This is a genomic window from Enterobacter sp. 118C5 (assembly GCF_034107645.1).
GTDB classification, from domain to species: Bacteria; Pseudomonadota; Gammaproteobacteria; order Enterobacterales; family Enterobacteriaceae; genus Enterobacter; species Enterobacter nematophilus.
Map to the genome: position 1 here is coordinate 206,604 of NZ_JAWNEU010000005.1, position 24,735 is coordinate 231,338.

The window sequence follows — 24,735 nt, forward strand, 5'->3', positions numbered from 1 at the left end:
GGAGACCAGTCAGCGCGCCTGAAGCCCCTTCAGCAGCGCCTCGTGGAAGCGTACGGGGTCCTGCATCTGCGGCGCGTGGCCCATGTCGTTAAATTCCACCAGCGTCGCGTGCGGAATGCGTTTCGCCGTCTCTTTACCCAGCACCGCATAGTTGCCGAGCGTCTTGCGGATCTCCGGCGGGGCGAGATCTTTCCCGATGGCGGTGTTGTCCTTCGTGCCGATCATCAATAATACCGGCATCTTCAGATCGCTAAATTCGTAGATCACCGGCTGGGTGTAGATCATGTCGTAGAGCAGCGCCGAGTTCCAGGCCACGCGTTCTTTACCCGGCCCGTTGTTCAGCCCGGCAAGCATGGTCACCCAGCGCTCGTATTCCGGCTTCCACTCCCCGGCGTAGTAGGTGTTTTTCTCGTACTGGCGAATGCCGTCGGCGCTGACCTTCAGCTCGCGCTGGTACCACTGGTCGACCGTAATATGCGGCACGCCGCGCGCTTTCCAGTCCTCCAGGCCTATCGGATTGACCATCACCAGCTGTTCCACCTGCTGCGGCCACATCAGCGCGTAGCGGGTCGCCAGCATGCCGCCGGTCGAGTGGCCAATGACCGTCACGCGATCGACGCCGAGCGATTTCAGCAGCGCGTGGGTGTTATCCGCCAGCTGCTGGAAGGTGTACTGATAACGTTCCGGCTTGGTGGATTTACAGAAGCCGATCTGGTCGGGGGCAATCACCCGATACCCGCTGGCTGAAAGCGCGCGGATCGTACCGTCCCATGTACCGGCGCAGAAGTTTTTGCCGTGCATCAGCACCACGGAGCGGCCGTTGGGGTTTTCCGGCTTAACGTCCAGATAGGCCATATCCAGAGGCTGGTTTTGCGAGGTAAAGATAAAGTGTTTTACCGGCCAGCCGTAGTCAAAACCTTCCAGCTTCTCGCCGTAGGTGGGGGCATCCGCAGCCATTGCGGGGGAGGCCAGCGCCATCAGCAGCGCCAGGCAGGACAATCGTCGGGTCAACATGCAGGTTCTCCGTTCTAAGGCTGCACGAAAGGCGGCAGCAAAAAAACTGTAGAGCATGGAGAGGGGCGGGTGTGTAAAGCGGGGTAAAGGCGTAACGTACAAAACAAAAAAGCCCGGCATCACACCGGGCAAAGAAGTTACCTGCACACTCAGGCCGCTTTTAATTTCTGCTTCTGCGCACGATTCTCACGGCGGATCTTACGTTCTTCCAGCACCGCCACCATCGCCATCAGGACGATACAGCCGATCGCCGCGGCATCCAGCGCTGCGAAGGTGCCCGCCCAGCCGGTGAGGCCGAAAATCGGCGTGCCGTCGGCGATCATCCCCAGACCCAGCTTGGCGAAGCTGTCGCCGATCAGGTAGGCGAAGGTACCTTTAATCCCATCGGCGGCGCCGATCGCTTTTTTCGGCACGAAGCCAACCGCCGCCACGCCGATCAGCAGCTGCGGACCAAACACCAGGAAGCCGAGCGCGAACAGGGATGCCAGGTAAACGTACTGGTTGCTGGCGTGCTGGTATATGCCGAGCGTGGCGATAATCAGCGCCAGCGCGACGCAGGCCACCAGCGCGCGACGACCGTTGGCGAGATCGGAGAGCCAGCCCCACAGCAGCGTGCCGACCAGCGCGCCCACTTCGAACAGGGTGAAGCCCTGAATCGCCACTTCTTTCGAGAGCTTCAGCTCCTGGAAGGCATACACCGTTGACCACTGGTCGATGCCGATGCGCACCACGTACAGGAAGATGTTTGAGAAGCACAGCAGCCAGATCACTTTGTTTTTCAGCACGTACTCAACAAAGATCTGCCATTTGGACATCTCGTTCTCTTCGGTCTCTTTGTCCTCTTCGCTGATCTCCTCGCCGAACAGCTCTTCGGCTTTACCGAGGCCGTAGGACTCCGGGGAGTCGCTGCCGAAGCGCAGGCCGATAAAGCCGACGATCAGGGCGATAATCGACGGGAAGATAAACATGCCGATCACGTGGCCGTCGAACAGGTAGTTCGCGCCAAACAGCGCCACGCCTGCCGCACCCGCCCCACCGAGGTTGTGGGAAATGTTCCACATGCCGAGGTACGAACCACGCTTGCGGCGCGGGGTCCATTTGGTGATGGTGGAGTAGCTGCACGACCCGCCGGTACTCTGGAAGAAACCGCTCAGGGCGTAGAAGGCAATCATCAGGAACAGGCTGACGGAGCCCGCGCCCATGCTGGCGCTGAAGCCGAGCATACAGATGGCGGAGAGGATCAGCATAAACGGCAGGAACTGCTTGGTGTTTTTGCCGTCCGCGTAGTAGGACACAACGGTTTTCCCCACGCCGTAGGTGATGGAAAAGCCCAGGCCAATCATCCCCAGCTGCGTCATGCTCAGCCCGTAGGTTGAGATCATGTCGTTCTGCGCGATGTTAAAGTTTTTGCGGATCAGGTACATGGTCAGGTAGCCGATGAAGACCACCAGATAGGACTGCATGAACGGTTTGAACCACATCTTGCGCCGCACGTCGAGCGGCAGATCCAGAGTCGGCTTGCGCACCTGGTTTAAGAAGGCCAGCATGGTTGGTTTACTCCTGAGCTGATTTTTGCAGCATTGTAAAAATCAGCCGGGAGAGATGCCTGAGACAGCGTCCAGGTAAAACCGGGAAAATTTCCTAGTTTTGCGCCACTCGGCAACAAAAGGTGAGGCGCGTCACGCTTCCCGCGGCGCCTGGGCATGCAAAAACGGCAGCAGCAGCAGGGCCGAGATGCCCGCCGCGATGGCGATCACCGCGAAGAAACCGCTCCAGTGCCAGACGTCGATCACCCGCGCCAGCGGCCAGCCGGAGAGCGATGCGCCGAGATAGGCAAACAGCCCGACAAAGCCCGTCGCCGCGCCTGCCGCCTCTTTGTGGGAACACTCCGCCGCCGCCATGCCGATCAGCATCTGCGGGCCAAACACGAAAAAGCCGATGGTGAAGAAGCACGCCGCCTGCATCACGTAGCTGGCGAACGGCATCAGCCACAGCGAGCCGACGGAGAGCAAAATCCCGGCGGCGAAAATCAGGTTCATCGGACCGCGGTTGCCGTTAAACAGCTTATCCGAGCCCCAGCCCGCCACCAGCGCGCCGATAAACCCGCCCAGCTCGAACATGGTCACCGCGGAGTTAGCGGTCACCAGGTCCACGCCGAGCGTCTCGGACATGTACAGGTTGCCCCAGTCGTTGATCGCCGCGCGCACCACGTAGACCAGCACGTAGCAGAGCGACAGCAGCCAGATGTAAGGGTTTTTCAGCACGTATCGGGTGAGGATCTCCCTGCGGGTCAGCCCCGCGCCCTCCTGCTGCTGGGCAATTTCCATCTCGTCGTGCCGCCAGTCGCCCACCGCAGGCAGGCCGACGGTTTGCGGCCTGTCCCGCAGGCGCCAGCAGAGGAACAGCCCGGCGACAATCGCCAGGCCACCGGCAATCATCATCCCCGCGCGCCAGCCGTAGTGCAGCGCTGCGGCCCCCACCACCATCGGGATCAGCGCCCCGCCGACGTTATGCGCGGTGTTCCAGATTGCCCACCAGCCGCCGCGCTCGTTGCGCGAGTACCAGGCAGTGAGCAGGCGGGCGCAGACCGGCGCGCCCCAGCCCTGGAAAAAGGCGTTCAGCGCCCACAGCAGGGCGAAGGCCCACAGCGACGTGGAGAAGCCGAACAGGATGTTCACCACGCCGGTGGCGATCAGCCCAACGCCCATAAAGTAGCGCGCGTTGGAGCGATCGCTGGCGATGCCCGAGAAGAACTTCGACAGGCCGTAGGTGATGTAAAACAGCGTTGCCAGCAGGCCGATATCGGTGCGCGTCATCACGCCGCTGGCGAGGATTTCCGGCGCGGCGGCGTTGAAGCTTTTGCGGGTGAAGTAGAACAGCGCGTAACCGAGCCAGATGGTGATCAGGATATGGCGACGCCAGTAGCGGTAGCGGGCGTCGATTTCCGCTTTGTCGCGCAACGGAGCCGCGCTGGTTGGGGTTTTAAACATGAGACGTCCTTAACGGCAAACTAACGCTGACGCGCGTCCCGTGAGTGCAGGAGAGGGTCAGCGTGCCGCCCAGCGCCTTCACGCGCTCGCGCATGCCCGCCAGGCCAAAACCCTGCTGGCCGGAGCCCGGCGGCAGGCCGCAGCCGTCGTCTTCAATCACCAGCATCAGGCGCTCGTCCTGCTGCCAGCCCTGGATCGTGACCGCGCTGGCGCTGGCGTGTTTGACGATGTTGTTCAGCCCCTCCTGACAGACGCGGAACAGCGTCACGCGCTGGCCTTCGCTGAGCGAAGATTCGTTAATGCGCCAGTCGAGATGGCTGACAATGCCGCGGCTCTCCAGCTCCATCTCGCGCATCAGGGAACGCACCGCCTGCTCGAGCGAGAGATCGTCGAGCTGGCGAGGGCGTAGCCGTCCTAACAGGCGGCGAACGGAATCATAGACGCCCAGCGAAAGCTGTTCGATATGCGCCCCGCCCTGCTTCACCACCGCGTTTTCCGCCGCAAGGCGCTGGACAATGCCCGCCTGGGTGCGGATAGCGGTGATGGTCTGGCCGATATCGTCGTGCAGCTCGCGGGCCACCTCCTGCCGCACGCTCTCTTCCGTCTCCAGCAGACGCTCCGCCAGACGGCGGTTGCGGGCCAGTTCGGTTTGCAGGGACTGGTTCAGCTCGCGCAGGCGCTGAATGCCCGCGCCGAGCAGCAGCCCGGTCAGGCTCTGGGCCAGCAGGGAGAGCAGTAAATCAACAGGATGATCGTGCCAGGTCTGGCTGGCAATCAGCGCGATGGCGTTCATCAGCGTGGCGATCAGCGCCCCCTGCCAGCCGTAGTGCCAGGCCAGGGCGATAATCGGCAGCGCCAGGCAAAACGGCGTGAAGCGTGAAAGCTCGGCGGGCAGGCCAAGCTGCAGCCACAGGCTCACCACAAACAGCAGCAGATACCAGATGAGGTGCCGGGCGCGCCAGTTCACCGGTTGGGAAACCAGTGCGGGGCCGAGCGGCTGCCAGACGGTGCTGGTGAGGTAGTGCCAGATCACGAGGCAGGTCGGCGCCAGCGTCAGACCGCCGGTAAGGGTCAGAAGCAGGGCGTTAAGCATCTCCTTCTCGCCGATCCACGGCAGGGATTGTAACAACGCGGCGGCAATCAGCGCCGCCCCCTGACGCAGCAGCGTGCGCCAGTCGCGCTGGTGGCGGTAGCGGGAAATGAGCGCAACCGGGAGAAGCGTGAGCAGGCTTCCGGTCATCAATAATGGCAGGTGCGCGAGGGCGACTTCCTGCGCCAGCCAGACCAGCATGAGCCATTCTGCGCCGAGCAAAACCAGCCAGTAGCCGCGCGGGCACTGGAGCATTAGCCCCAGACGCAGGCCGAAGGGAAACAGCAGCACCGCCAGTTCAGGGCGCTCGACAAGATGCAGGCTGATGCTCCACAGGCAAAACCACGCGGCGGAGAAGATAAAAAAGCTGGCGACAACGGCGATCAGCCGTGAAAAAGCGGAACTCATTGCCAGCTGTCGAACATACGGCGCGCCAGCTCGACGTCGTTGCTGACGTTGAGTTTTTCCATCAGGTTGGCGCGGTGGACGTGCACGGTTTTCGGGGACAGTTCCAGCTCGGCGGCAATCTCTTTCACCGACATGCCCTGCGCAAGCTTCTCGGCCACCTGACGCTCGCGTCTGGTGAGCGGATCCTGCCTTCCGGCCGCCAGCTTGATGGCGATATCCGGCGTCAGGTAGCAGCCGCCGGTGGAGACGGTGCGCACGGCGGCGATCAGTTCGTCCGGGCTACAGCGTTTGGAGAGGAAGCCGCGCGCGCCCGCGTTGAGCGCCTGCTCGACCAGCGCTGGGCTGTCGTGAACCGACAGCATAATCGTCGCCATGCCCTTCGGCAGCTGGCTCAACAGCTCCAGCCCGGAGAGATCCGGCATCGAAATATCGCAGATACAGACCTGCACCCCGCGCCCCGGCAGGCCCGCCAGCGCCTCGCGACCGGAGCCAAACTCGGCCACGACCTGAAAATCCGGTTCGAGGTTAAGAAGCTGGGCAAAGCCGGAGCGGACGATAAGATGGTCGTCGATGAGAGCGATGGTGGTCATGTGTGTTCCTGCGGTCTGAAAAAGCCGGATGGCGCTACGCTTATCCGGCCTACAAGAGCGAAAGACGCTTACCTTAAGCGATTTACTCGAAAAACACCGCAATTTTGTTAAACATGGTGGGATCGGACTGGTTGCGCGCCACTTTGGTGACGTCTTCCAGCTTATCGATCTGCGCCATCATCTGCTCCAGACGCTGATCGTCGTTGACCAGCAGCCAGATGCGGCTGTGCTCGCTGCCCTGAATCGGCAGGCAGAGAATGCCTTCCACGTTAAACGCCCGGCGGGCAAAGAGCCCGCAGACGTGGGTCATAACGCCTGGGTGGTTGCGGACGGTGAGTTCCAGAATGACGTTATCATGTTGTTTCTGCATGGCTTATTCTCCCACCATCTCAGTATTTGCCGCACCCGGCGGCACCATCGGATACACTTTTTGTTCAGGGTCAATACGCACGTGGATCAGCGCCGGGCCGGGGCGAGAAATCGCCGCCTGCAGCGCCGCGTGGGCGTCTTCTTCCGCGTTCAGATCGCAGGTGTGCAGGCCAAAGCCGGCGGCAATCTGCATAAAGTTAATCATCCCTGGATAGGTCGCCGCAAACACGCCCTGCTTGTAGAACAGGCTCTGCTGCTGGTGCACTAAGCCCAGCGCCTCGTTGTTCATCAGGATGATTTTCACGTCTAACTGGTTTTCGGCCGCGGTCGCCATTTCCTGAATGTTCATCATCAGGCTGCCGTCGCCGGAGAAGCAGATCACCTTGCGGTCCGGGTTGGCGAGCGCAGCGCCTACTGCCGCTGGCAGGCCGAAGCCCATGGTGCCGAGGCCGCCGGAGGTCAGCCATTGGCGCGGACGGTTCAGCGGATACGCCTGCGCGGTCCACATCTGATGCTGGCCCACGTCAGTGGTGATAATCGCGCTGTCGTCCACGCAGGCGGCCACGGCGTTGATCAGGCCATAGTGGCTCAGCGGGTCGCCCTCGGTTGGGATGGCGCCCGGGAACTCGCGCTGCAGATCCGCCACCAGCTGGCGCCAGTCGGCGCGGTCGGCTGCATCCGTCTGCGGGATCAACTGCGCCAGCACTTCGGCCACGTCGCCCTGAATCGCCACGTGCGGCTGCTTGATTTTGCCCAGCTCGGCGCGGTCGATATCCACGTGAATGATTTTCGCGTTCGGGCAGAACTCCTCGGTTTTGCCAATCGCCCGGTCATCAAAACGCGCGCCCATAACAATCAGCAAATCAGCCTCTTGCAGGATGTAGTTGGTACTGCGCGCGCCGTGCATGCCCAGCATACCCAATGACAGCGGATGCGCTTTAGGCAGCATCCCCAGCGCCATCAGGGTCATCGTGGTAGGCAGGTTGGCTTTTTCCGCGAACTGACGGATTTCATCCGCGGCGTTGATTGCCCCGCCGCCCAGATAGAGCACCGGGCGTTTGGCTGCGTTAATCATGGCGGCGGCGTCGCGCACGCTCTCAGCGCTGAATTCCGGCGCGGGGGCGCGCTCGCCCGGCTCCGGCAGGACGTCGATCTCGATCTCTGCGGTCTGGACATCCTTAGGAATGTCTATCCACACCGGGCCCGGGCGGCCAGACTGCGCAATGCGGAACGCATCGCTGATAACCTGAGGCAGCTCGCTGATATCGCGAACTAAATAGTTATGTTTGGTGATGGGGATAGAGATGCCGTAGGTGTCCACTTCCTGGAACGCATCGGTGCCGATCATCGAGGACGGTACCTGGCCGGTAATGCAGATCAGCGGAATGGAGTCGAGGCGCGCGTCGGCGATGGCGGTCACCAGGTTGGTGGCCCCCGGGCCGCTGCAGGCCATGCAGACTGCCGGTTTGCCCTGCGTACGCGCCATGCCCTGAGCGATAAAGCCTGCCCCCTGCTCGTGGCGCGCCAGCACGTGGCGGATCTGCGTGCTTTGGCTTAACGCATCGTACAGCGGCAGCACCGTGCCGCCCGGGATGCCCGCAACCGTGGTGATGCCCTGCCGTTCCAGCAAATGAACGATCAGCTGCGCGCCGGTGAAACGCGTCTTGGTGGATGTTGTGCCCGAAATTGCCATGCTCCAGTCCTTTTATGGGCCGACTTTCCGGGGAGGGGTCCTAAACGAAAAACCCCGCCCGGTTTGCGCCGGCGGGGTTTTGGATTCGTGTGTTGATCCAGTCCCTACGGCGCATTGCCGACGACCACCACCACACGCACGACGACCACTGCGGCAGGTTGCGCAGTTTTTAGTAGGGTCGTAGTGAAGATGGATGAAGTCATTAGGGACCTGTGTTTGGAATCATTGATTGAATTTATACAAACACAGGTTTTCGGGCGTGACAATGGAAATATTTTCATCTGAGTAAAAATGCGTCAGGGATCACGTTTCGTTTGTTGAGTTTACTCTTCATTTTCACGTCCCAGATTTGCCCTAAATGCTATTAGGTTCAGTTACATACTAATTCCTTATGAAAATCTGAAAATAGCGGTTCAATGATGTTATGACATGCTTTGTGTGGTTATTATTTCTTCGAGCCTAAGTACAACTACAAAATACTAAAGCGTGCCGAGGGATACAGACAGGTGTTAAGGAAAACAGCATGAATAAGTTCTACACAATGCTTTTCACGGCTTTGCTTTTACTGACGGGGTGCGACCAGCCCGTAAAAACGGAACCAGCCCCGCCCGGTGGGGGTGGAACCATTGAAGCTATTAACCACACCAGCTGGGCCATCAACCGCTTCAGCGTGAACGGGCAGTCCGGCTTCGACATTATCGGCCCGTATTCGGGTGGCGGTGGGGGTTGCTGCTTTGGCGTGAGCGGGCCGTGGACGCCCGGAATGACGGTGCAGGTTGACTGGGAAACGGGCGTCGCGTTTGCCAGCGATGTGCCGGAGATCCCGCAGCCTGAGCGGCCAAATACCAAAGGAATGGATGAGCAAGACTATTACAAGGCATGGCAGGCTTATTCGGATAAAAAGGAGGAGTGGTACCAAAAAATCAAGGCACTAAATAAAAAACATACTCAAACCATTCCGCTCCCCGATTACACCGGCCAGAAAACCTGCGGTATCACCGTTCACTTCCTGCCCTGTGACCAGGTGAAGGTCACTACTAGCTGTGCCGACTATGGCAACCCTGATTATCCCGTCAAAGACCCCGTGCATATGGAGAAGCCGACAGTATGTCCCCAGTGATTGCAGCATGTCGTACCCGCATTTTGCTGGCCGCAGCCCTGCTGCTGGCCGGGTGCGATCAGCCCATTAAAACGGAATCTGCCCCGCCCGGCGGGGGCGGAACGATTGAAGCCATTAACCATACCAACTGGGCCATCAACCGCTTCAGCGTGAACGGGCAGTCCGGCCTCGATATTATCGGCCCGTATTCGGGTGGCGGTGGGGGCTGCTGCTTTGGCGTGAGCGGGCCGTGGACGCCAGGAATGACGGTGCAGGTTGACTGGGAAACGGGCGTCGCGTTTGCCAGCGATGTGCCGGAGATCCCTGAACCCAAAAGGCCAAATTTAAGTAATTTAAGTGAAGAAGATGCGAATTTAAGAGCTGAGCGGTATGACGAGATGTACCACGAATGGTTCAGCAAAATTAAAGCCATCAGTAAAACACATTCCCTAACGGTGCCTGTCCCCGATTACACCGGCCAGAAAACCTGCGGTATTACCGTTCACTTCCTGCCCTGTGACCAGGTGAAGGTCACTACCAGCTGTGCCGACTACGGCAGCCCTGATTATCCCGTCAAAGACCCCGTGCATATGGAGAAGCCGACAGTATGTCCCCAGTGATTGCAGCATGGCGTACCCGCATTTTGCTGGCCGCAGCCCTGCTGCTGGCCGGGTGCGACCAGCCCATTAAAACGGAATCTGCCCCGCCCGGCGGGGGCGGAACCATTGAAGCCATTAACCACACCAGCTGGGCCATCAACCGCTTCAGCGTGAACGGGCAGTCCGGCCTCGACATTATCGGCCCGTATTCGGGTGGCGGTGGAGGCTGCTGCTTTGGCGTGAGCGGGCCATGGAAGCCAGGAATGACGGTGCAGGTTGACTGGGAAACGGGCGTCGCATTTGCCAGCGATGTGCCGGAGATCCCGCAGCCTGAGCGGCCAAATACCAAAGGAATGGATGAGCAGGATTATTACAAAGCATGGCAGGCTTACTCAGATAAATATCACGACTGGTACGAAAAAATTAAAGCCATCAGTAAAACACATTCCCGAACGGTGCCTGTCCCCGATTATACCGGACAAAAAACCTGCGGTATCACCGTTCACTTTCTGCCCTGTGACCAGGTGAAGGTCACTACCAGCTGCGCCGACTATGGCAGCCCTAATTATCCCATCAAGTACCCCGTGCATATGGAGAAGCCGAAAGTATGTCCAAAATAAATCCTGATAGAGTCTGGTTTCCACCGATATTTCCTGGTGAAGGGAGACTTCCAACCGAAAAATCGCATTTTGGGCAAAACTGCAGGCCACAAAGCAGTCTGGAAACGAAATATCACAACCAGCTTTGCACGGCTGCCAACCGACGCGTCTTACCTCCCTGCTGTAAGACGCTGCATATCAGCCTTTTCTTTGACGGTACGGGCAACAACCTGAATCATGATCTCTATGAGTCGACCCCGCCTCATCCAACCAATATCGCTCGCCTGTTCCGTGCCACCATAGGACAAGGCTATGCCGGGGGAACCGGCGCGCATAACGCAGAACTGGTCGATCAGGACGGCGTCGCGCACAACCAGTATTACAAATACTATATTCCCGGCGTGGGAACACCTTTTCCGGAAGTGCTGGATCTCGACTTCAGCGATGCAGGGCTAAAATATGCTGCTTATGGCGAGGAGCGCATCAACTGGGGTCTGCTTCGGCTGGTTGATGCCCTGCAGCGTACGCTTGGGCTTGGGAAACTAGGCGATGATGAAAACTGGCACTCCATTCAGGCGATGAACTCCAGCTATTCTCAATCCAACGCTCATGGAGAATACCTCCGTTGTACAGAGCTTTTCCGGCTGTTAAACGGGTTGGGGAAAACACTGGAAACCGCGTTAACGCAGCCAACGCCGGGCACCTCTAAGCTGCTGGGAATCAAACTCTATGTTTACGGTTTCTCTCGCGGAGCGGCCTCCGCCCGGGCCTTTGTTAACTGGCTTAACGCCATGCTTTCTCCTTCCCGGGAAGGGGCCTTACAACCTTTTTGCCTGGCGACAAAGCAGGGTGAAATTCCGATTAGCATTGAATTTCTGGGTCTGCTGGATACGGTCGCTTCCGTAGGGATTGCCCATATAGCCCCGGTAGCGGAAGGTCATATGGGCTGGGCCGACGGAACGATGGAATTGCCGGACAATGCGCTGATTAAGCGCTGCGTGCATCTGGTTTCAGCTCACGATCAGCGGTTGTGCTTCCCACTCGATTCAATCTGTCGTGCTGACGGGCGGTATCCTGAATACGCCGTAGAGGTGGTTTATCCTGGGATGCATTCTGATATTGGGGGCGGGTATCCACCAGGGGATCAGGGTAAAGCGACCGGTTATGATGATCGTTTTTTACTGTCGCAATTACCATTAAATGAGATGTTTTCAGCGGCTTTTAATGCAGGCGCACCATTAAAAATACTTGAAGAATCCCTCCCAGATGAGATGAAAAAAGATGTATGGCGCATCATGCCTACCAGTTTAAGAGATGAATTTTATGTTGAAACCTCAATAGTCCAACGCTTCAATGCCTGGCGCCAACTCACTCTTGATTTACCTCTTTCCGAAACTGGCATTCCCGATGAACAGGCAACCCACTACTCCCCCGTTCGCGCTCGAGTCAATATCATCGAAGCGCTTGAAAACCAGATCGGCTGGATAACCGCCTGGCGCATCAATCGCTACGCCCAGGAAACATTCCGGAGCCAGCGCTTTTATCTCGACGCCGCAGCCAATAATCAAAATCAGGATAACGATCCTGGTAAAAGGGCGGAACGGGAAAGAGAACGCGAAAAACTACAAAAAGATGCAGAAAGAGAGCGAATTAAACAGCTCGGTAGCCACCCGCAGGGTCAGTTTGTCATGTTTAAGACAGGCCCAAAAGACTTTGATGCGTTGCTCGGGCAGACGCAGCTTTTACAGGCAGCATTAGAGTTTAAAGAAGACTATCAGGGCGTTTCTCGTTCTCAGGCAAAAAGCACCACCTACGCCGTACTGGATTACTTCAAAGGCTTTGTTTTCGCCTTTAACCAGGATGATATTCCCGTTGAGTTTAAAAAGATCAAAGAGGCGGGGAAACAACATCTGGAAACACTGTTTCCACCACAAGGCGAACAGAGCAATGCCAATGACCCCTCAGGGCTGACAAGAGCGCTTTTTGATGACCAAATCCATGATTCCCGCGCCTGGTTTATGCACAGCGCGTTGGGCTCGCGCGAACCCTGGGGCAGTTATTTTATCTACCGTATGATCTATTTCGGCGAAGCGACGAGTAAACAGGTTAAGCCACTCTCCATGATGGGCTATGTTGCAGGTCTGGGTTACCCCATCTCAACGCACGAGGTCCAGTTTCTTATTGAATTGCAAAATACCGGGCAGGGGCCATCAGCCCCCGTCGAACAACGCATTTCTATCCTTGATGCCAGCACGGGATATCCGCTAGGGATATTGCAGGATAAAACCCGGCAGATCCCCTGCGTTCACTACCCTGCCGCAGCCCTGGCAGAGTGTCAAAAAGCGGAGGAAATGGCTTTTGAACAAAAGAGAGCCGCAATACGGTCTTACATTGAAAATATGAATTATTCAGACTGACAGAAAACAAAAAACCCCGCCTAAGCGAGGTTTTTATCAGGGTTTTGCGGTTGGTTGCCGCAGAACACACTGTGTTACGTCAACGCAAAAAGTATACGCGATCGAACACGAACGCGCAATTCCGGCACGGATTTTGACGTTTTTGAGTATGGATCACCTTCCGATTTTTGTCCAAAAAATACTGTTCATGCATACAGTATTTATCTATACTGAGGGTGTTCGCAGTGAGCGAGGGGGCCGCAGTTCTACCGGCGCAACGAAGTCCTGGCTGAAACGGGTGGTGCCGTCAGTGCCTTAACCCCTGAAGTGAGCACACTGTGTTACGTCAATCCAGGTGCTGGCAACAGGCGGCGGAAAGGTACGCCAGCATCGTGCTCCTTTTAACCAAAAGGAGACGCGTATGAGCGTAGTGGATATGGTGATACTTATCCTCAAACTCATTGTTGCAGTACTGCAACTGCTTGATGCTGTCCTGAAATACGTTCGGTAATTCAGGTTCAAGTCGCACCTGAGAGGGGCGGGCAACCGCCCCTCTTTAATAACGAGGGAATGCTATGTCGCGTCTGTTAATTGAGCCTGTCACACCGGATGAGCCGGGGTATATCGCCCTGAAGGCCGAAAGTATCGCGCTGAATTTCAACATGCTGCGCAGGCTGGAAGAAAACTGGCAGCGTGGCGAGAACCGCTTTAACGCGCCGGGTGAAAAGCTGCTGGGCGCATTTCTTAACGGCAGGCTGGTGGGCGTGTGCGGCCTCAACCGCGATCCGTTCAGCCAGCAGCCGCGTGCCGGGCGCATTCGCCATCTCTACGTCAGCGAGAAGTGTCGCGGGCTGGGCATTGGCAAACAGCTTTTAACCGTGGTGATGGCCGATGCCAGCATCTGGTTTGATTTTCTCAATACCCACGCGCCGGACAGCGCGTACGGATTTTACAATCGAGCCGGTTTTACGCTGGTTTCAGACGAACCGCGGGTGACGCACCGCCTTTTTTGTGCGGTGTAACCGGCTGGCGGCATCAGTATGTGAATGTTACAGTTGAGTGACAATTCATCACCCGATACGCCATGACCATCACCGTTTTCTGCATTTTGCTTTTCGCCGCACTGCTGCATGCCAGCTGGAACGCCATCGTTAAAGCCGGAACGGATAAGCTCTACTCTGCGATCGGCGTTAGCGGCTCAGCCGCGATTATGGCCCTGATTTTATTGCCCTTCTCACCACAGCCTTCTGCGGCAAGCTGGCCGTTTTTGATCGTCTCCTGCGCCTTACAGGTGGTCTACACCGTGCTGGTGGCAAAGACCTATCAGGTCTCGGACATGAGCCAGACCTATCCGCTGATGCGCGGCACCGCTCCGCTGCTGGTGGCGACGATCAGCGTGCTGGCGCTCGGCGACCATCTCTCCTGGCTCGCCTGGTCCGGCATCGGGGTAATTTGCCTGTCGATTCTGGCGATGGCGGTGAACGGCCGCATGCAGTCACGCAGGGGGATTTGGCTGGCGCTGCTGAACGCCTGTTTTATCGCCGGATATACGCTGGTGGACGGCACCGGCGTGCGGCTGTCGGACACCGCGCTGGGCTACACGCTCTGGACCTTCTTTATGAACGGCTTCTGCCTGCTAAGCTGGGCGATGGTGGCGCGTCGGCGCGAGGCGTCCAGCTACCTGCGTCTGCACTGGAAAAAGGGGCTGCTCGGCGGCGTGGGGACCATGGGATCTTACGGTCTGGCGCTGTGGGCAATGACGCAGGCACCGCTGGCGGTGGTCGCGGCGCTGCGTGAAACCTCGATTCTCTTTGGCGCGCTGATCGCGTTTGTCCTTTTAAAAGAGAAGGTTGCGGGCCTGCGCATCGCGGCGGCGCTGGGTATTGCTGCCGGCGCTATTCTGCTGCGCCTGGCGTAAATTACTGGCAACATTAGTTGCCGTTCTTGTTTACAAATCCTGCCTTTCCCGATTTTTTCATTCACCACGGCAATGCTTAAATTGTCATCTGTCTGTGGTAGATTCCTCGCGCATTTATGGGAATGCGTAGTCACTTATTCTTCATTTTTCTCTTTTGGCAAAAGTATTCAGCGACATGAAAAAACAAAGGAACGTTAACTTATTGTTGATGCTGGTGTTACTGGTGGCCGTCGGTCAGATGGCGCAGACCATCTACATTCCGGCGATCGCCGACATGGCAAAGGAACTGAACGTCCGCGAGGGCGCGGTGCAAAGCGTGATGGCAGCCTACCTGCTGACCTACGGCGTTTCGCAGCTCTTTTACGGCCCGCTGTCCGACCGCGTCGGGCGTCGTCCGGTGATCCTGGTGGGCATGAGCATTTTCATGGTGGCGACGGTGATTGCCATTACCACCCACAGCCTGACCGTACTGATTGCCGCCAGCGCCCTGCAGGGCGTTGGGACGGGTGTCGGCGGGGTAATGGCGCGAACTTTACCGCGCGATATGTATCAGGGCACCCAGCTCCGCCACGCCAACAGCCTGTTAAATATGGGCATTCTGGTCAGCCCGCTTCTCGCTCCGCTGATTGGCGGCCTGCTGGATACGATGTGGTCCTGGCGCGCCTGCTACGCCTTCCTGCTGGTGCTCTGCGTGATTGTCACCTTCAGCATGGCGCGCTGGATGCCGGAAACCCGCCCAAAAGACGCGCCGCGTACGAAGCTTATCGCCAGCTACAAAACGCTGTTCGGCAACGGGGCGTTTACCTGCTACCTGCTGATGCTGATCGGCGGCCTGGCGGGCATTGCGGTGTTCGAAGCCTGTTCCGGCGTGCTGCTGGGCGCGGGTCTTGGCCTGAGCAGCATGGTGGTGAGCATTCTGTTTATTCTGCCGATCCCGGCGGCGTTTTTCGGCGCGTGGTTTGCCGGGCGTCAGAACAAGCGCTTTTCAACCCTGATGTGGCAGGCCGTGATTAGCTGTCTGCTGGCGGGTCTGATGATGTGGATCCCGGGGCTGTTTGGCGTGATGACCGTCTGGACGCTGCTCATCCCGGCGGCGCTGTTCTTCTTCGGCGCGGGAATGCTGTTCCCGCTCGCCACCAGCGGCGCGATGGAGCCGTTCCCGTTCCTCGCAGGCACGGCGGGCGCGCTGGTGGGCGGTTTGCAGAACATCGGTTCCGGCGCGCTGGCCTGGCTCTCGGCCATGATGCCGCAGACCGGGCAGGCTAGTTTGGGCCTGCTGATGACGCTGATGGGGCTGCTGATTTTACTGTGCTGGCTGCCGCTGGCGTCGCGCGTTCCGCATCACGAGCAGCCTGTTTAACAGCATGATGGCCCGGCTTCTGGCCGGGCTTTTCACAGACGGGCGCAATCATCGCCTGCAATAGCGGCTCCGGCGCTGGCCGCCAGGCTCCCTCTTCCCCGTCGTAAAACTGGAAATCCGCGTTCAGCGCGTACGGAATTTTCGCCTTTTGCAGCTCGCAGGCCATAAAGGTGGCGAAGGCCATTTGCGAGGCGGTGGGCGTAAGACGGCTTGATTCCCCTACGCCCCAGCCCCCGACCCAGCTGACGTGCCCGGTTTTTTGCTGCCAGCGCAGCGCGGTATTGATTCGGTTACGGATAGCCGCCTTCTCCGCCGCCGTGCCGGACGTCCAAGGGTATTTACCGCTATTTTTCAGCGGCCCCCACGGGAAAATATGCCACTCCGCCAGCAGGTAGTTTTGACTGTGCGCGGGCAGCTTCAGGCTGGATAAATCCTCCGGCGCGGCGCGCAGGCGCGGCGCGATGAAAATCATGCGCTGCGGATCGATATCGTGGATCGCTTTAATGGTTTTTTCATACACGCGGTTTAGCGACGCGAGGTTGTGGTTAAGCTTGTCGGCGGGCTCATAAATGAGATCAAAACCCAGCAGCGGGTAGCTCTGGCCGAAATAGTGCGCCACGGCAATCCACCAGTTGATTGTCTCTTTCTCGTTATCGGCCTTCGGGTCGTTTTTATATTCATCAGCCTGATAAGAAATAATGGGGATGACGCCATACTGCTCGCAGGCCTCCACCAGCTTGCGCAGGTGGATCAGCCGCGCTTCCGTCGGCTCATCGGCCACGCGGATGCGCACGTGGGTAATGCCTTTTGCGCGAAAATCGCGTACCACCAGCGGGTCGAACTCGCGAATGCCGCGCTCGGTGCGCGCCCAGTCCACATCCATCCCGACGCCCAGCTGCTGCGCATAATGGGCAGCCGTCAGCGGCGGCTCGGCGGCAATCGCCCAGCCGGAAGAGATCAGTAACGCGGTAGCAATAAGAGGCTTTAACACGGTTTACCCTGGATAAATCAAAAGCATTACCTGTATTTAGCACGCTTTTTCGCATTTGGTGTAGAGTCAAAGCGTAATAATTCTTCAACCCGCTAGCTCTCTCAGCCAGCCGATAAAGGCGTCTATTTTCGGCCACTGGCGGCCAGGAAGCGTTGAAATGTAATAGTGCTGATGGCACCTCAGGGTCTTTTCCCCAAACGGGGCGATCAGCTCGCCCCGTTCGAGCCGTTTCTGCACCAGCCGCTTTCTGCCCATCGCAACGCCCACGTGGTTGATGGCTGCAATAATCGCTAAATCGGAACGATCGAAACCGATACCCGACGATGGCGGCATATTCACCGCAAAATGCTGCGCCCAGCTCAGCCACTCATCCGTACCGGAATCGTTGCTCCAGGCCTGACGGTCGTGCAGTAACGTGCAGTGGCTGAGGTTATGGGAGTTTTTCAGCAATTCATGCTCGCGGGCATATTGCGATGAGCAGACGGGCAAAATTTCCTCGTCCATCAGGAAGTGATGAGATAGGTGCTTTGGCGGCGTATCGTCGAAATAGAGCGCCAGATCGACCCCCGTTCGCTGCATATTGACGTAATCATTGCCGGTCAGAATGGTAAGTGAAATCGACGGATAGCGGCGGGTAAAGTCCCCCAGCATAGGCACCAGCCAGCACTGGGCGATCGACGGGCGGGAGTAAACCGTCAGCGTGCCGGAGAGCGCCTGGTTTTTGATGTCCAGGATCTCCTGATTCAGGGTATCGAGGGACGATTTTAGCGTCCAGTAAACGCGCTTTCCTTCCTGCGTCAGCTCGACTTTACGGTGCGAGCGAACAAACAGCTGAATACCCAGTTCCTCTTCGAGCAGGTTGATGCGGTGGCTCACCGCGCTGGGGCTGAGCGACAGCTCCTCCGCCGCCAGTGCGAAGGACTCATGCCGGGCGGCCACTTCAAAGGTATACATTTTCGACAGCTGCCAGCCGTTTAAAAGCCGGTTTCTGGCTTCATTCGCATCGGTCATCACAATTCTCACGCGTGGTTTCTGCGCTCAGCATACCGCTCAAGAGTGAATTTATGTGAACCTAATACGGATTAAGTGCACTTTTTAGAGCGCAGTCACTCAGTTGATCCAATCTGGCTCATCTGAACGCCAATTTTTATCGTTTGTCAGCTCACGCCGTTTTTTCGTCCAATACCCCCAGATGACATAAGGGTGAGGTGAAATATGGGATCGCCGGTCTGGGTTGTGATAACGCTGCTGGTCAGCATTGTGTTGATTGTTTTAACCATCGTTAAGCTGAAGTTTCACCCGTTCCTCGCGCTGCTGCTGGCGAGCTTTTTCGTTGGTGCGATGATGGGTATGAGCCCGCTGGATATGGTGAACGCCATCGAGACCGGAATTGGCGGCACGCTGGGCTTCCTGGCGGCGGTGATTGGTCTTGGCACCATTCTCGGCAAAATGATGGAAGTCTCCGGCGCGGCCGAGCGCATCGGGATCGCACTGCAGCGCTGCCGCTGGCTGTCGGCGGACGTGATTATGGTTCTGGTAGGACTTATCTGCGGCATTACGCTGTTCGTGGAAGTGGGCGTGGTACTGCTGATCCCGCTGGCGTTTTCCATCGCCAAAAAGACCAACACGTCGCTGCTCAAGCTGGCCATTCCGCTCTGTACCGCACTGATGGCGGTGCACTGTGTGGTGCCGCCGCATCCGGCCGCGCTGTTTGTGACCAATAAATTAGGCGCGGACGTCGGTACGGTCATTGTCTATGGTTTGATGGTGGGCCTGATGGCGTCTCTGGTCGGTGGCCCGCTGTTCCTGAAGCTGCTCGGCAATCGCCTGCCGTTTAAACCGGTTCCGGCGGAATTTTCAGACCTGAAGGTGCGAGAAGAACACACCCTGCCATCGTTGGGCGCCACGCTGTTCACGGTGCTCCTGCCGATTGCCCTGATGCTGGTAAAAACCATCGCCGAGCTGAATATGTCGAAAGAAGGCATGCTGTATACGCTGCTGGAGTTTATCGGCAACCCGATCACCGCCATGTTTATCGCCGTGTTTGTCGCCTACTACCTGCTGGGGATCCGCCAGCATATGGGCATGGGCACGATGCTGACGCACACCGAGCACGGCTTCGGCTCTATCGCCAACATTTTGCTGATTATCGGCGCGGGCGGCGCGTTTAACGCCATCCTGAAAACAAGCGGGCTGGCGGACTCGTTGGCGCATATTCTCTCGAACCTGCACATGCACCCTATCCTGCTCGCCTGGCTGGTGGCGCTGGTGCTGCATGCCGCCGTCGGCTCCGCAACGGTGGCGATGATGGGCGCCACGGCGATCGTCGCGCCGATGCTGCCGCTCTACCCGAACGTGAGCCCGGAGATTATCACCATTGCCATCGGTTCCGGCGCTATTGGCTGCACGATCGTCACCGATTCCCTCTTCTGGCTGGTGAAGCAATACTGCGGCGCGACCCTGAATGAGACCTTCAAATACTATACGACGGCGACGTTTATCGCCTCGGTGCTTGCACTTGGCGGCACATTCCTGCTTTCCTTCATTATCTGAGCGCGAAGAGACGTATTATGGAAAACGCAACTATCACTACTTTAACCGCACAGTTTCCTCTGATTGAGGATCTGATTGCCCTGAAAGAAACCACCTGGCTTAACCCGCGCACCGCGACGCTTGCAGAAGGGTTGCCGTACGTCGGGCTGACCAAAGCCGACGTTGACGACGCCCACGCGCGACTCAACCGCTTCGCGCCGTATCTGGCGAAAGCCTTCCCGGAGACGGCGGCAACGGGCGGGATTATTGAATCTGAACTGGTCGCCATTCCGGCAATGCAGGCGCGGCTGGAGAAAGAATCTGGCAAATCCATTCCCGGCACGCTGCTGCTGAAAAAAGACAGCCATCTGCCGATTTCCGGCTCGATTAAAGCGCGCGGCGGCATCTATGAAGTGCTGACCCACGCGGAGAAGCTGGCGCTGGAAGCCGGGTTGCTGACCACCGAAGACGACTACAGCATTCTGCTGGAGCCGCGCTTTAAGGCCTTCTTCAGCCAGTACAGCATTGCCGTGGGCTCAACCGGCAACCTGGGGTTGTCCATCGGCATTATGAGCGCACGCATCGGCTTTAAGGTGACGGTCCATATGTCCGCCGACGCCCGCGAGTGGAAGAAGGCCAAACTGCGCAGCCACGGCGTCATCGTCGTGGAATATGAGCAGGATTACGGCGTGGCGGTGGAGCAGGGGCGCAAAGCGGCGGAAAGCGATCCGAACTGCTTCTTCATTGACGATGAGAACTCCCGCACCCTGTTCCTGGGCTACGCCGTTGCTGGCGAGCGGCTGAAGGCGCAGTTTGCCGAACAGGGCCGCGTGGTGGATGCCGATCACCCGCTGTACGTCTACCTGCCGTGCGGCGTCGGCGGCGGACCCGGCGGGGTGGCGTTTGGCCTGAAGCTGGCCTTTGGCGACAACGTTCACTGCTTCTTTGCGGAGCCAACGCACTCGCCGTGCATGCTGCTGGGCGTTTACACCGGCCTGCACGATGAGATTGCGGTGCAGGATCTGGGCATTGATAACGTGACGGCGGCGGACGGTCTGGCGGTAGGACGCGCGTCCGGCTTCGTGGGCCGCGCGATGGAGCGCCTGCTCGACGGGTTCTATACGCTTTCCGACCAGAGCATGTATGACATGCTCGGCTGGCTGGCGCAGGAGGAAGGGATCCGCCTGGAGCCGTCGGCGCTGGCGGGGATGGCCGGGCCGGTGCGCGTTCATTCGGATGCCAGCGTTACCCACCTTGTGTGGGCAACCGGAGGCGGTATGGTGCCGAAAGACGAGATGGCGAAGTATCTGGCTAAAGGGAAGTAATTAAGCCGCCACCCGGCTTACAGGCTCAAAATTTGCTGAATATGGGTTACCGCAAACAGCAGCGACAGCGAGAGAACAGCGAGTGCGATCAGGAACTTATCCCGCACCGCTTTCGGCTGCACAAAGTCGTCCTGCGCCACGTCCATCAGGTTACGGCTGCGGGTATAGCGCCATAAAATGATGGCCACCAGCGCCAGCACAACCACTGAGATCCAGAATGGCACCCCGGTTCGGTGCCAGTTGTGCTTAATCGCCAGGGCAATCAGCGCGCCATACCCCAGCAGCGTGCGCAGCCAGGCCAGCGACGTCCGCTCCGGCTGCAGGCCGGGGTCCGCTTCGCGTCGCGCTTTGCGGCTATCCGCCATAGAACACCAGCACCATCACTACGCCCGCCACCGTCAGCAGAATCGCGCTGATGATAAGTAACCCGCGCGTATAGGGGAGATCCTGCTTCAGGCGCATCGCCTTTTCATTGCGCAGCCAGCGCAGGTAGCCGTAAATCGCCAGCACGCCCGCGAACAGGCACAGCAGCAGCGCCAGCACTTCGCGGATCAGCGGCGTGGCGAAATCAGGCGCGAGCTGATCGAGACCGACCCCTGCGGCAAGAAAGCCCAGCGCGGTGCGGATCCACGCTAAAAAAGTGCGTTCATTAGCCAGAGAGAAGCGGTAGTCCGGTGCTTCGCCGAGGCGGGAAATTTTCATGAAGGTTCCTTGTCGTGCTACGGGCAGGCTTCAGCATAGCGTAAAACGACAGGGACAAGGAGACCGACATCGGGCGATGCCGGTCAGGACGATTAGTGCAACTCTGGCCAGTACTCCTTGTTGGCCTCGATCAGGTCATCCAGAATCGCCTTCGCGACGGACGCGCTCGGTACGGTTTTCGACAGGGTAATGGCCTGCCAGAGCTTCTGGTACGAGCGCTGCTCCCAGGCGTCCACCACCAGTTTTTCCACCGCCACCTGCTGGCTCATCAGCCCTTTCTGAAAGTGCGGGATATCGCCTACCGTAAGCGGCTCCGGCCCGTTATGGCCCACCAGGCACGGGATCTCTACCATCGCATCGGCGTCAAAGTTATGGATGGCACCGTTGTTTGGCACAATCAGCAGCATCCGTTCCTGGGTGTTGAAGGCAATCGCGGTTGCCAGATCGACGATGTACGACGCATGTTCGTCGATTTCCAGCTCACCGGCGGCGGAGTTGCCGGCTTCGATAATCGCCCGGCAGGAACTGAACACATGCTTCTCACGGTGATCCATCACTTCATTGGCGCGGGTACGTTCCGGGTTGGAATGCGCGACCACGTAGTCCGGGAACAGGTAATACTTCAGGTAGGTGTTCGGCATGGTGTCCGGATCCAGCGCCTGCACGTCTTTTGCTTTGGCAAAGGTATCGTTCCAGCTCGCTTCGGTATGCGCGTCTTCTGAAGGCGGGACATAGCCGTTTTTCGCCACGTATTCGCGCAGTTTTGGCATCAGATCGTTGCCGTTCAGATCTTCAATCGACGTCCACCAGCCGAAGTGGTTCAGGCCGTAGTAGCGCACGCGCATCTCTTTGCGGTCCTTGAGCCCGACAATCTGCGCCATGCGCCCTTCAATGCCGATCGGCATATCGCAGATGTTGAGGATTTTAGCGTTCGGACGCAGGCGGCGCGTGGCTTCCGCTACAATCGCCGCCGGGTTGGAGTAGTTCAGCATCCACGCGTTCGGGGAGTACTGCTCCATGTAATCCACCAGTTCCAGCACGCCGCCGATAGAGCGCATGCCGTAAGAGATGCCGCCCGGTCCGCAGGTTTCCTGGCCCAGCACGCCGTGGCGCAGCGGGATTTTTTCATCTTTCTCGCGCATCGGGTATTTGCCCACGCGGATATGCGCCATTACGAAATCCACATCGGTAAATGCCGCTTTAGGATCGGTGGTGTAGCTGAATTCAATCTCCGGGGCCTGCTCCTTAAGGATGATTCTGCACGCTTCGGCGATGGTCTCCTGGCGTGCGCCGTCGTTGTCATAGAACTTCAGAGCGCGCAGCGGGAAGCGGTCACGGTTGGCTAACAGCATCAGGACGATACCAGGCGTAAAGGTGCTGCCGCCGCCTGCAATAACAACTGAGAATTTTTTCATGATATAGCCTCTGTCAGGGTGGTTTGTTCATTCGTTAAAGGGGTTTTCATCAGCGATTCCAGCTGGTCGCGCACCTGAGGAACGTGCAGGCCGACAATCACCTGAATGCCGTTGCCGCGTCGCACCACGCCGTGTGCGCCCAGGGCTTTGAAGACGTCGTCGCTTTGGGTTTTCGCCATATCCACCAGCGCGATACGCAGGCGGGTGGCGCAGTTATTGATGCTTGCGATATTTGCTGCGCCGCCGAGCGCCTGCAGGAATCCGGCGGCTTGCCCAACCTGCTGGCTGGCCGCCGCCGGGGCGGTGGTTTGCCCGCGCGCCGCCTTATAGTCGGCCTTGCTGTAGAGTTTGATTTCGCTCTCTTCCCGGCCCGGCGTTTTCAGGTTCAGCCGCTCAATCAGCGTCCTGAAGACCACGAAGTAGATGCCGGTGAAGCAGACGCCAATGCCGATCTGGGTGAGTACCGTCGAGGCGTGGTTATGGAACATCGGGATCCAGTTTTGCGGCAGGAACTGGTCCAGCAGGCCGCCGCCCATATTCCCGACCACGCCGAAGGTGTACATCACCGTCGCCATGGTGGCCGCCAGCACGGCGTGCACGGCAAACAGCAGCGGCGAGATAAACAGGAAGGTGAACTCAAGCGGTTCGGTAATACCCACCAGCACTGCGGTGAGCGTGGCCGGAACCAGCAGGCCCGCCACTTTGACGCGGTTTTCTGGCGACGCGGTGTACCAGATAGCGAAGGCAATCCCGACCGAGCCAAACACTTTTGAGTTGCCGTGCAGCGCGAACCCGCCTTCCGGGAAGAGGGTTTTCAGCGGCAGGGTGCTCTGGCTGAATTCCTGCAGATGCTGCGCCCAGTACACCTGAATGCCGCCCTCCACCGCCGCCGGGCCGAAGATGAACGGACCGTAGACAAAGTGGTGCAATCCGGTTGGGATCAGAATGCGTTCCAGGAAGGTATACACCCACACGCCCAGCGCGCCGGCAGAGCGCAGGAAAGCCTGCAGGGACTCAATGCCCATCTGCACTTTCGGCCAGCCCAGCAGCGTCAGCCAGGCGCAGGGAATCATGACGAAGAACGCGAGGATAACGACAAACGAGCTGCCCTGGAAAATCCCCAGAAAGACCGGCAGCGGCTTGTCGAAATAGCGGTTGTGGATGGCGGTGACGATGCCTGAAATCACAATGGCCCCGATGATGCTGGTATCGAGCGTTTTGATCCCGGCAATCATCGCCAGCCCGCTTCCCGCTGTCGGTTCGGCGGAGAAGTCGACGCCAAAGAAGTGGCCCCAGGTCATCCCCATCGCGTTAATGAAGTAGTTCCAGGTCAGGAAGCTAATCAGCACGGCCAGACAGGCGCGGCCCTGCGCCTGCTTCGCCAGGCCAATCGGTAAGCCGACGGCAAAAATCAGCGGCATATTGCGAAACACCGCCCAGCCGCCCTCTTCAATGATGTGAACGATTTGCGCGAAAAGATGATCGGGGGCGGTTAAGGCTTCGCCAACAAACAGCGGGTTGCGAAGCATGATGGCGATTCCCACCACGATCCCGGCAAACGGAAACAGCAACACCGGGGTAAACATGGCGCCGCCAAAACGTTGTATTTGACTGAGCATTTTTAAATCCTCACGTAACAACCTGT

24 protein-coding genes are annotated in these 24,735 nt (G+C 58.4%); 10 read left to right on the forward strand and 14 right to left on the reverse strand.

What is annotated here, in order from left to right:
• Nucleotides 1-9 precede the first annotated feature (9 nt).
• The 8 genes from UTO39_RS12090 to ivbL form a co-directional block, all read right to left on the reverse strand.
• Nucleotides 10-1,014, reverse strand: coding sequence for an alpha/beta hydrolase (locus tag UTO39_RS12090; protein ID WP_320727254.1), 1,005 nt, complete (start codon nt 1,012-1,014; stop codon nt 10-12).
• Between the two features lie 149 nt (nt 1,015-1,163).
• Entirely contained in the window at nt 1,164-2,561 is a 1,398-nt protein-coding gene (gene uhpT / locus UTO39_RS12095; protein ID WP_061096685.1) for a hexose-6-phosphate:phosphate antiporter, read from the reverse strand.
• Between the two features lie 132 nt (nt 2,562-2,693).
• Entirely contained in the window at nt 2,694-4,004 is a 1,311-nt protein-coding gene (locus tag UTO39_RS12100; RefSeq protein WP_061096686.1) for an MFS transporter, read from the reverse strand.
• On the reverse strand, nt 3,997-5,502 hold the full coding sequence (uhpB, locus tag UTO39_RS12105; protein ID WP_266179445.1) for a signal transduction histidine-protein kinase/phosphatase UhpB: 1,506 nt from the start codon (nt 5,500-5,502) through the stop codon (nt 3,997-3,999). The genes UTO39_RS12100 and uhpB overlap by 8 nt, the downstream gene beginning before the upstream one ends.
• On the reverse strand, nt 5,499-6,092 hold the full coding sequence (uhpA, locus tag UTO39_RS12110; RefSeq protein ID WP_032626676.1) for a transcriptional regulator UhpA: 594 nt from the start codon (nt 6,090-6,092) through the stop codon (nt 5,499-5,501). Before uhpA ends, uhpB begins: the two co-directional genes overlap by 4 nt.
• An 82-nt stretch (nt 6,093-6,174) precedes the next feature.
• Nucleotides 6,175-6,462: an acetolactate synthase small subunit gene (ilvN, locus tag UTO39_RS12115; RefSeq protein ID WP_010426528.1), complete on the reverse strand. Its 288-nt coding sequence runs from the start codon at nt 6,460-6,462 to the stop codon at nt 6,175-6,177.
• 3 nt (nt 6,463-6,465) lie between these two features.
• The gene (gene ilvB / locus UTO39_RS12120; RefSeq protein ID WP_061096688.1) at nt 6,466-8,154 is read right to left on the reverse strand and encodes an acetolactate synthase large subunit; all 1,689 of its coding nucleotides are present in this window, start codon (nt 8,152-8,154) and stop codon (nt 6,466-6,468) included.
• Nucleotides 8,155-8,258: 104 nt separating this feature from the next.
• On the reverse strand, nt 8,259-8,357 hold the full coding sequence (ivbL, locus tag UTO39_RS12125) for an ilvB operon leader peptide IvbL (RefSeq protein ID WP_072251942.1): 99 nt from the start codon (nt 8,355-8,357) through the stop codon (nt 8,259-8,261).
• A 320-nt stretch (nt 8,358-8,677) separates the two neighbouring features.
• Here ivbL and UTO39_RS12130 point away from each other — a divergent pair, with 320 nt between their 5' ends.
• The 8 genes from UTO39_RS12130 (at nt 8,678) to emrD (ending at nt 16,125) form a co-directional block, all read left to right on the forward strand.
• The gene (locus tag UTO39_RS12130; RefSeq protein ID WP_320727255.1) at nt 8,678-9,274 is read left to right on the forward strand and encodes a DUF3304 domain-containing protein; all 597 of its coding nucleotides are present in this window, start codon (nt 8,678-8,680) and stop codon (nt 9,272-9,274) included.
• A complete protein-coding gene (locus UTO39_RS12135) occupies nt 9,262-9,873 on the forward strand; it encodes a DUF3304 domain-containing protein (protein ID WP_320727256.1) in 612 nt (203 codons plus the stop codon). The genes UTO39_RS12130 and UTO39_RS12135 overlap by 13 nt, the downstream gene beginning before the upstream one ends.
• Complete coding sequence (locus tag UTO39_RS12140) at nt 9,861-10,472, forward strand: DUF3304 domain-containing protein (protein ID WP_266179441.1); 612 nt, start codon at nt 9,861-9,863, stop codon at nt 10,470-10,472. Before UTO39_RS12135 ends, UTO39_RS12140 begins: the two co-directional genes overlap by 13 nt.
• A complete protein-coding gene (locus UTO39_RS12145) occupies nt 10,460-12,868 on the forward strand; it encodes a DUF2235 domain-containing protein (protein WP_320727257.1) in 2,409 nt (802 codons plus the stop codon). Before UTO39_RS12140 ends, UTO39_RS12145 begins: the two co-directional genes overlap by 13 nt.
• A 400-nt stretch (nt 12,869-13,268) precedes the next feature.
• Nucleotides 13,269-13,358: a type I toxin-antitoxin system toxin TisB gene (gene tisB, locus UTO39_RS12150; RefSeq protein WP_045260836.1), complete on the forward strand. Its 90-nt coding sequence runs from the start codon at nt 13,269-13,271 to the stop codon at nt 13,356-13,358.
• 64 nt (nt 13,359-13,422) lie between these two features.
• Nucleotides 13,423-13,869, forward strand: coding sequence for a GNAT family N-acetyltransferase (locus tag UTO39_RS12155; RefSeq protein ID WP_064673032.1), 447 nt, complete (start codon nt 13,423-13,425; stop codon nt 13,867-13,869).
• A gap of 62 nt (nt 13,870-13,931) precedes the next feature.
• Nucleotides 13,932-14,765 (forward strand): EamA family transporter, encoded by an 834-nt coding sequence (locus UTO39_RS12160; RefSeq protein WP_151412294.1) that lies wholly within the window; start codon nt 13,932-13,934, stop codon nt 14,763-14,765.
• A gap of 175 nt (nt 14,766-14,940) precedes the next feature.
• Entirely contained in the window at nt 14,941-16,125 is a 1,185-nt protein-coding gene (gene emrD / locus UTO39_RS12165; protein ID WP_061099605.1) for a multidrug efflux MFS transporter EmrD, read from the forward strand.
• Here emrD and UTO39_RS12170 read toward each other — a convergent pair.
• Nucleotides 16,028-17,116, reverse strand: a complete 1,089-nt coding sequence (locus UTO39_RS12170; RefSeq protein ID WP_320727258.1) for a cellulase family glycosylhydrolase — start codon at nt 17,114-17,116, stop codon at nt 16,028-16,030. The two genes, emrD and UTO39_RS12170, sit on opposite strands and share 98 nt — an antisense overlap.
• Before the next feature lie 84 nt (nt 17,117-17,200).
• Entirely contained in the window at nt 17,201-18,127 is a 927-nt protein-coding gene (dsdC, locus tag UTO39_RS12175) for a DNA-binding transcriptional regulator DsdC (protein WP_320727290.1), read from the reverse strand.
• Nucleotides 18,128-18,331: 204 nt separating this feature from the next.
• Between dsdC and dsdX the strand changes: the two genes are divergently transcribed.
• Nucleotides 18,332-19,669, forward strand: coding sequence for a D-serine transporter DsdX (gene dsdX / locus UTO39_RS12180; RefSeq protein ID WP_320727259.1), 1,338 nt, complete (start codon nt 18,332-18,334; stop codon nt 19,667-19,669).
• 17 nt (nt 19,670-19,686) lie between these two features.
• On the forward strand, nt 19,687-20,973 hold the full coding sequence (gene dsdA, locus UTO39_RS12185; protein ID WP_320727260.1) for a D-serine ammonia-lyase: 1,287 nt from the start codon (nt 19,687-19,689) through the stop codon (nt 20,971-20,973).
• A gap of 17 nt (nt 20,974-20,990) precedes the next feature.
• Here dsdA and UTO39_RS12190 read toward each other — a convergent pair whose 3' ends face one another.
• The 4 genes from UTO39_RS12190 to UTO39_RS12205 all read right to left on the reverse strand — a co-directional run bounded on the left by UTO39_RS12190 (nt 20,991) and on the right by UTO39_RS12205 (nt 24,709).
• The gene (locus UTO39_RS12190; RefSeq protein ID WP_320727261.1) at nt 20,991-21,338 is read right to left on the reverse strand and encodes a DUF202 domain-containing protein; all 348 of its coding nucleotides are present in this window, start codon (nt 21,336-21,338) and stop codon (nt 20,991-20,993) included.
• Complete coding sequence (locus tag UTO39_RS12195) at nt 21,328-21,675, reverse strand: YidH family protein (RefSeq protein ID WP_014068263.1); 348 nt, start codon at nt 21,673-21,675, stop codon at nt 21,328-21,330. Before UTO39_RS12195 ends, UTO39_RS12190 begins: the two co-directional genes overlap by 11 nt.
• Nucleotides 21,676-21,767: 92 nt before the next feature.
• Nucleotides 21,768-23,090 carry a 6-phospho-alpha-glucosidase gene (locus tag UTO39_RS12200; RefSeq protein WP_045260840.1) on the reverse strand — a complete coding sequence of 441 codons (1,323 nt, stop codon included), beginning with the start codon at nt 23,088-23,090 and terminating at the stop codon, nt 21,768-21,770.
• The gene (locus UTO39_RS12205) at nt 23,087-24,709 is read right to left on the reverse strand and encodes an alpha-glucoside-specific PTS transporter subunit IIBC (protein WP_320727262.1); all 1,623 of its coding nucleotides are present in this window, start codon (nt 24,707-24,709) and stop codon (nt 23,087-23,089) included. Before UTO39_RS12205 ends, UTO39_RS12200 begins: the two co-directional genes overlap by 4 nt.
• Nucleotides 24,710-24,735 lie beyond the last annotated feature (26 nt).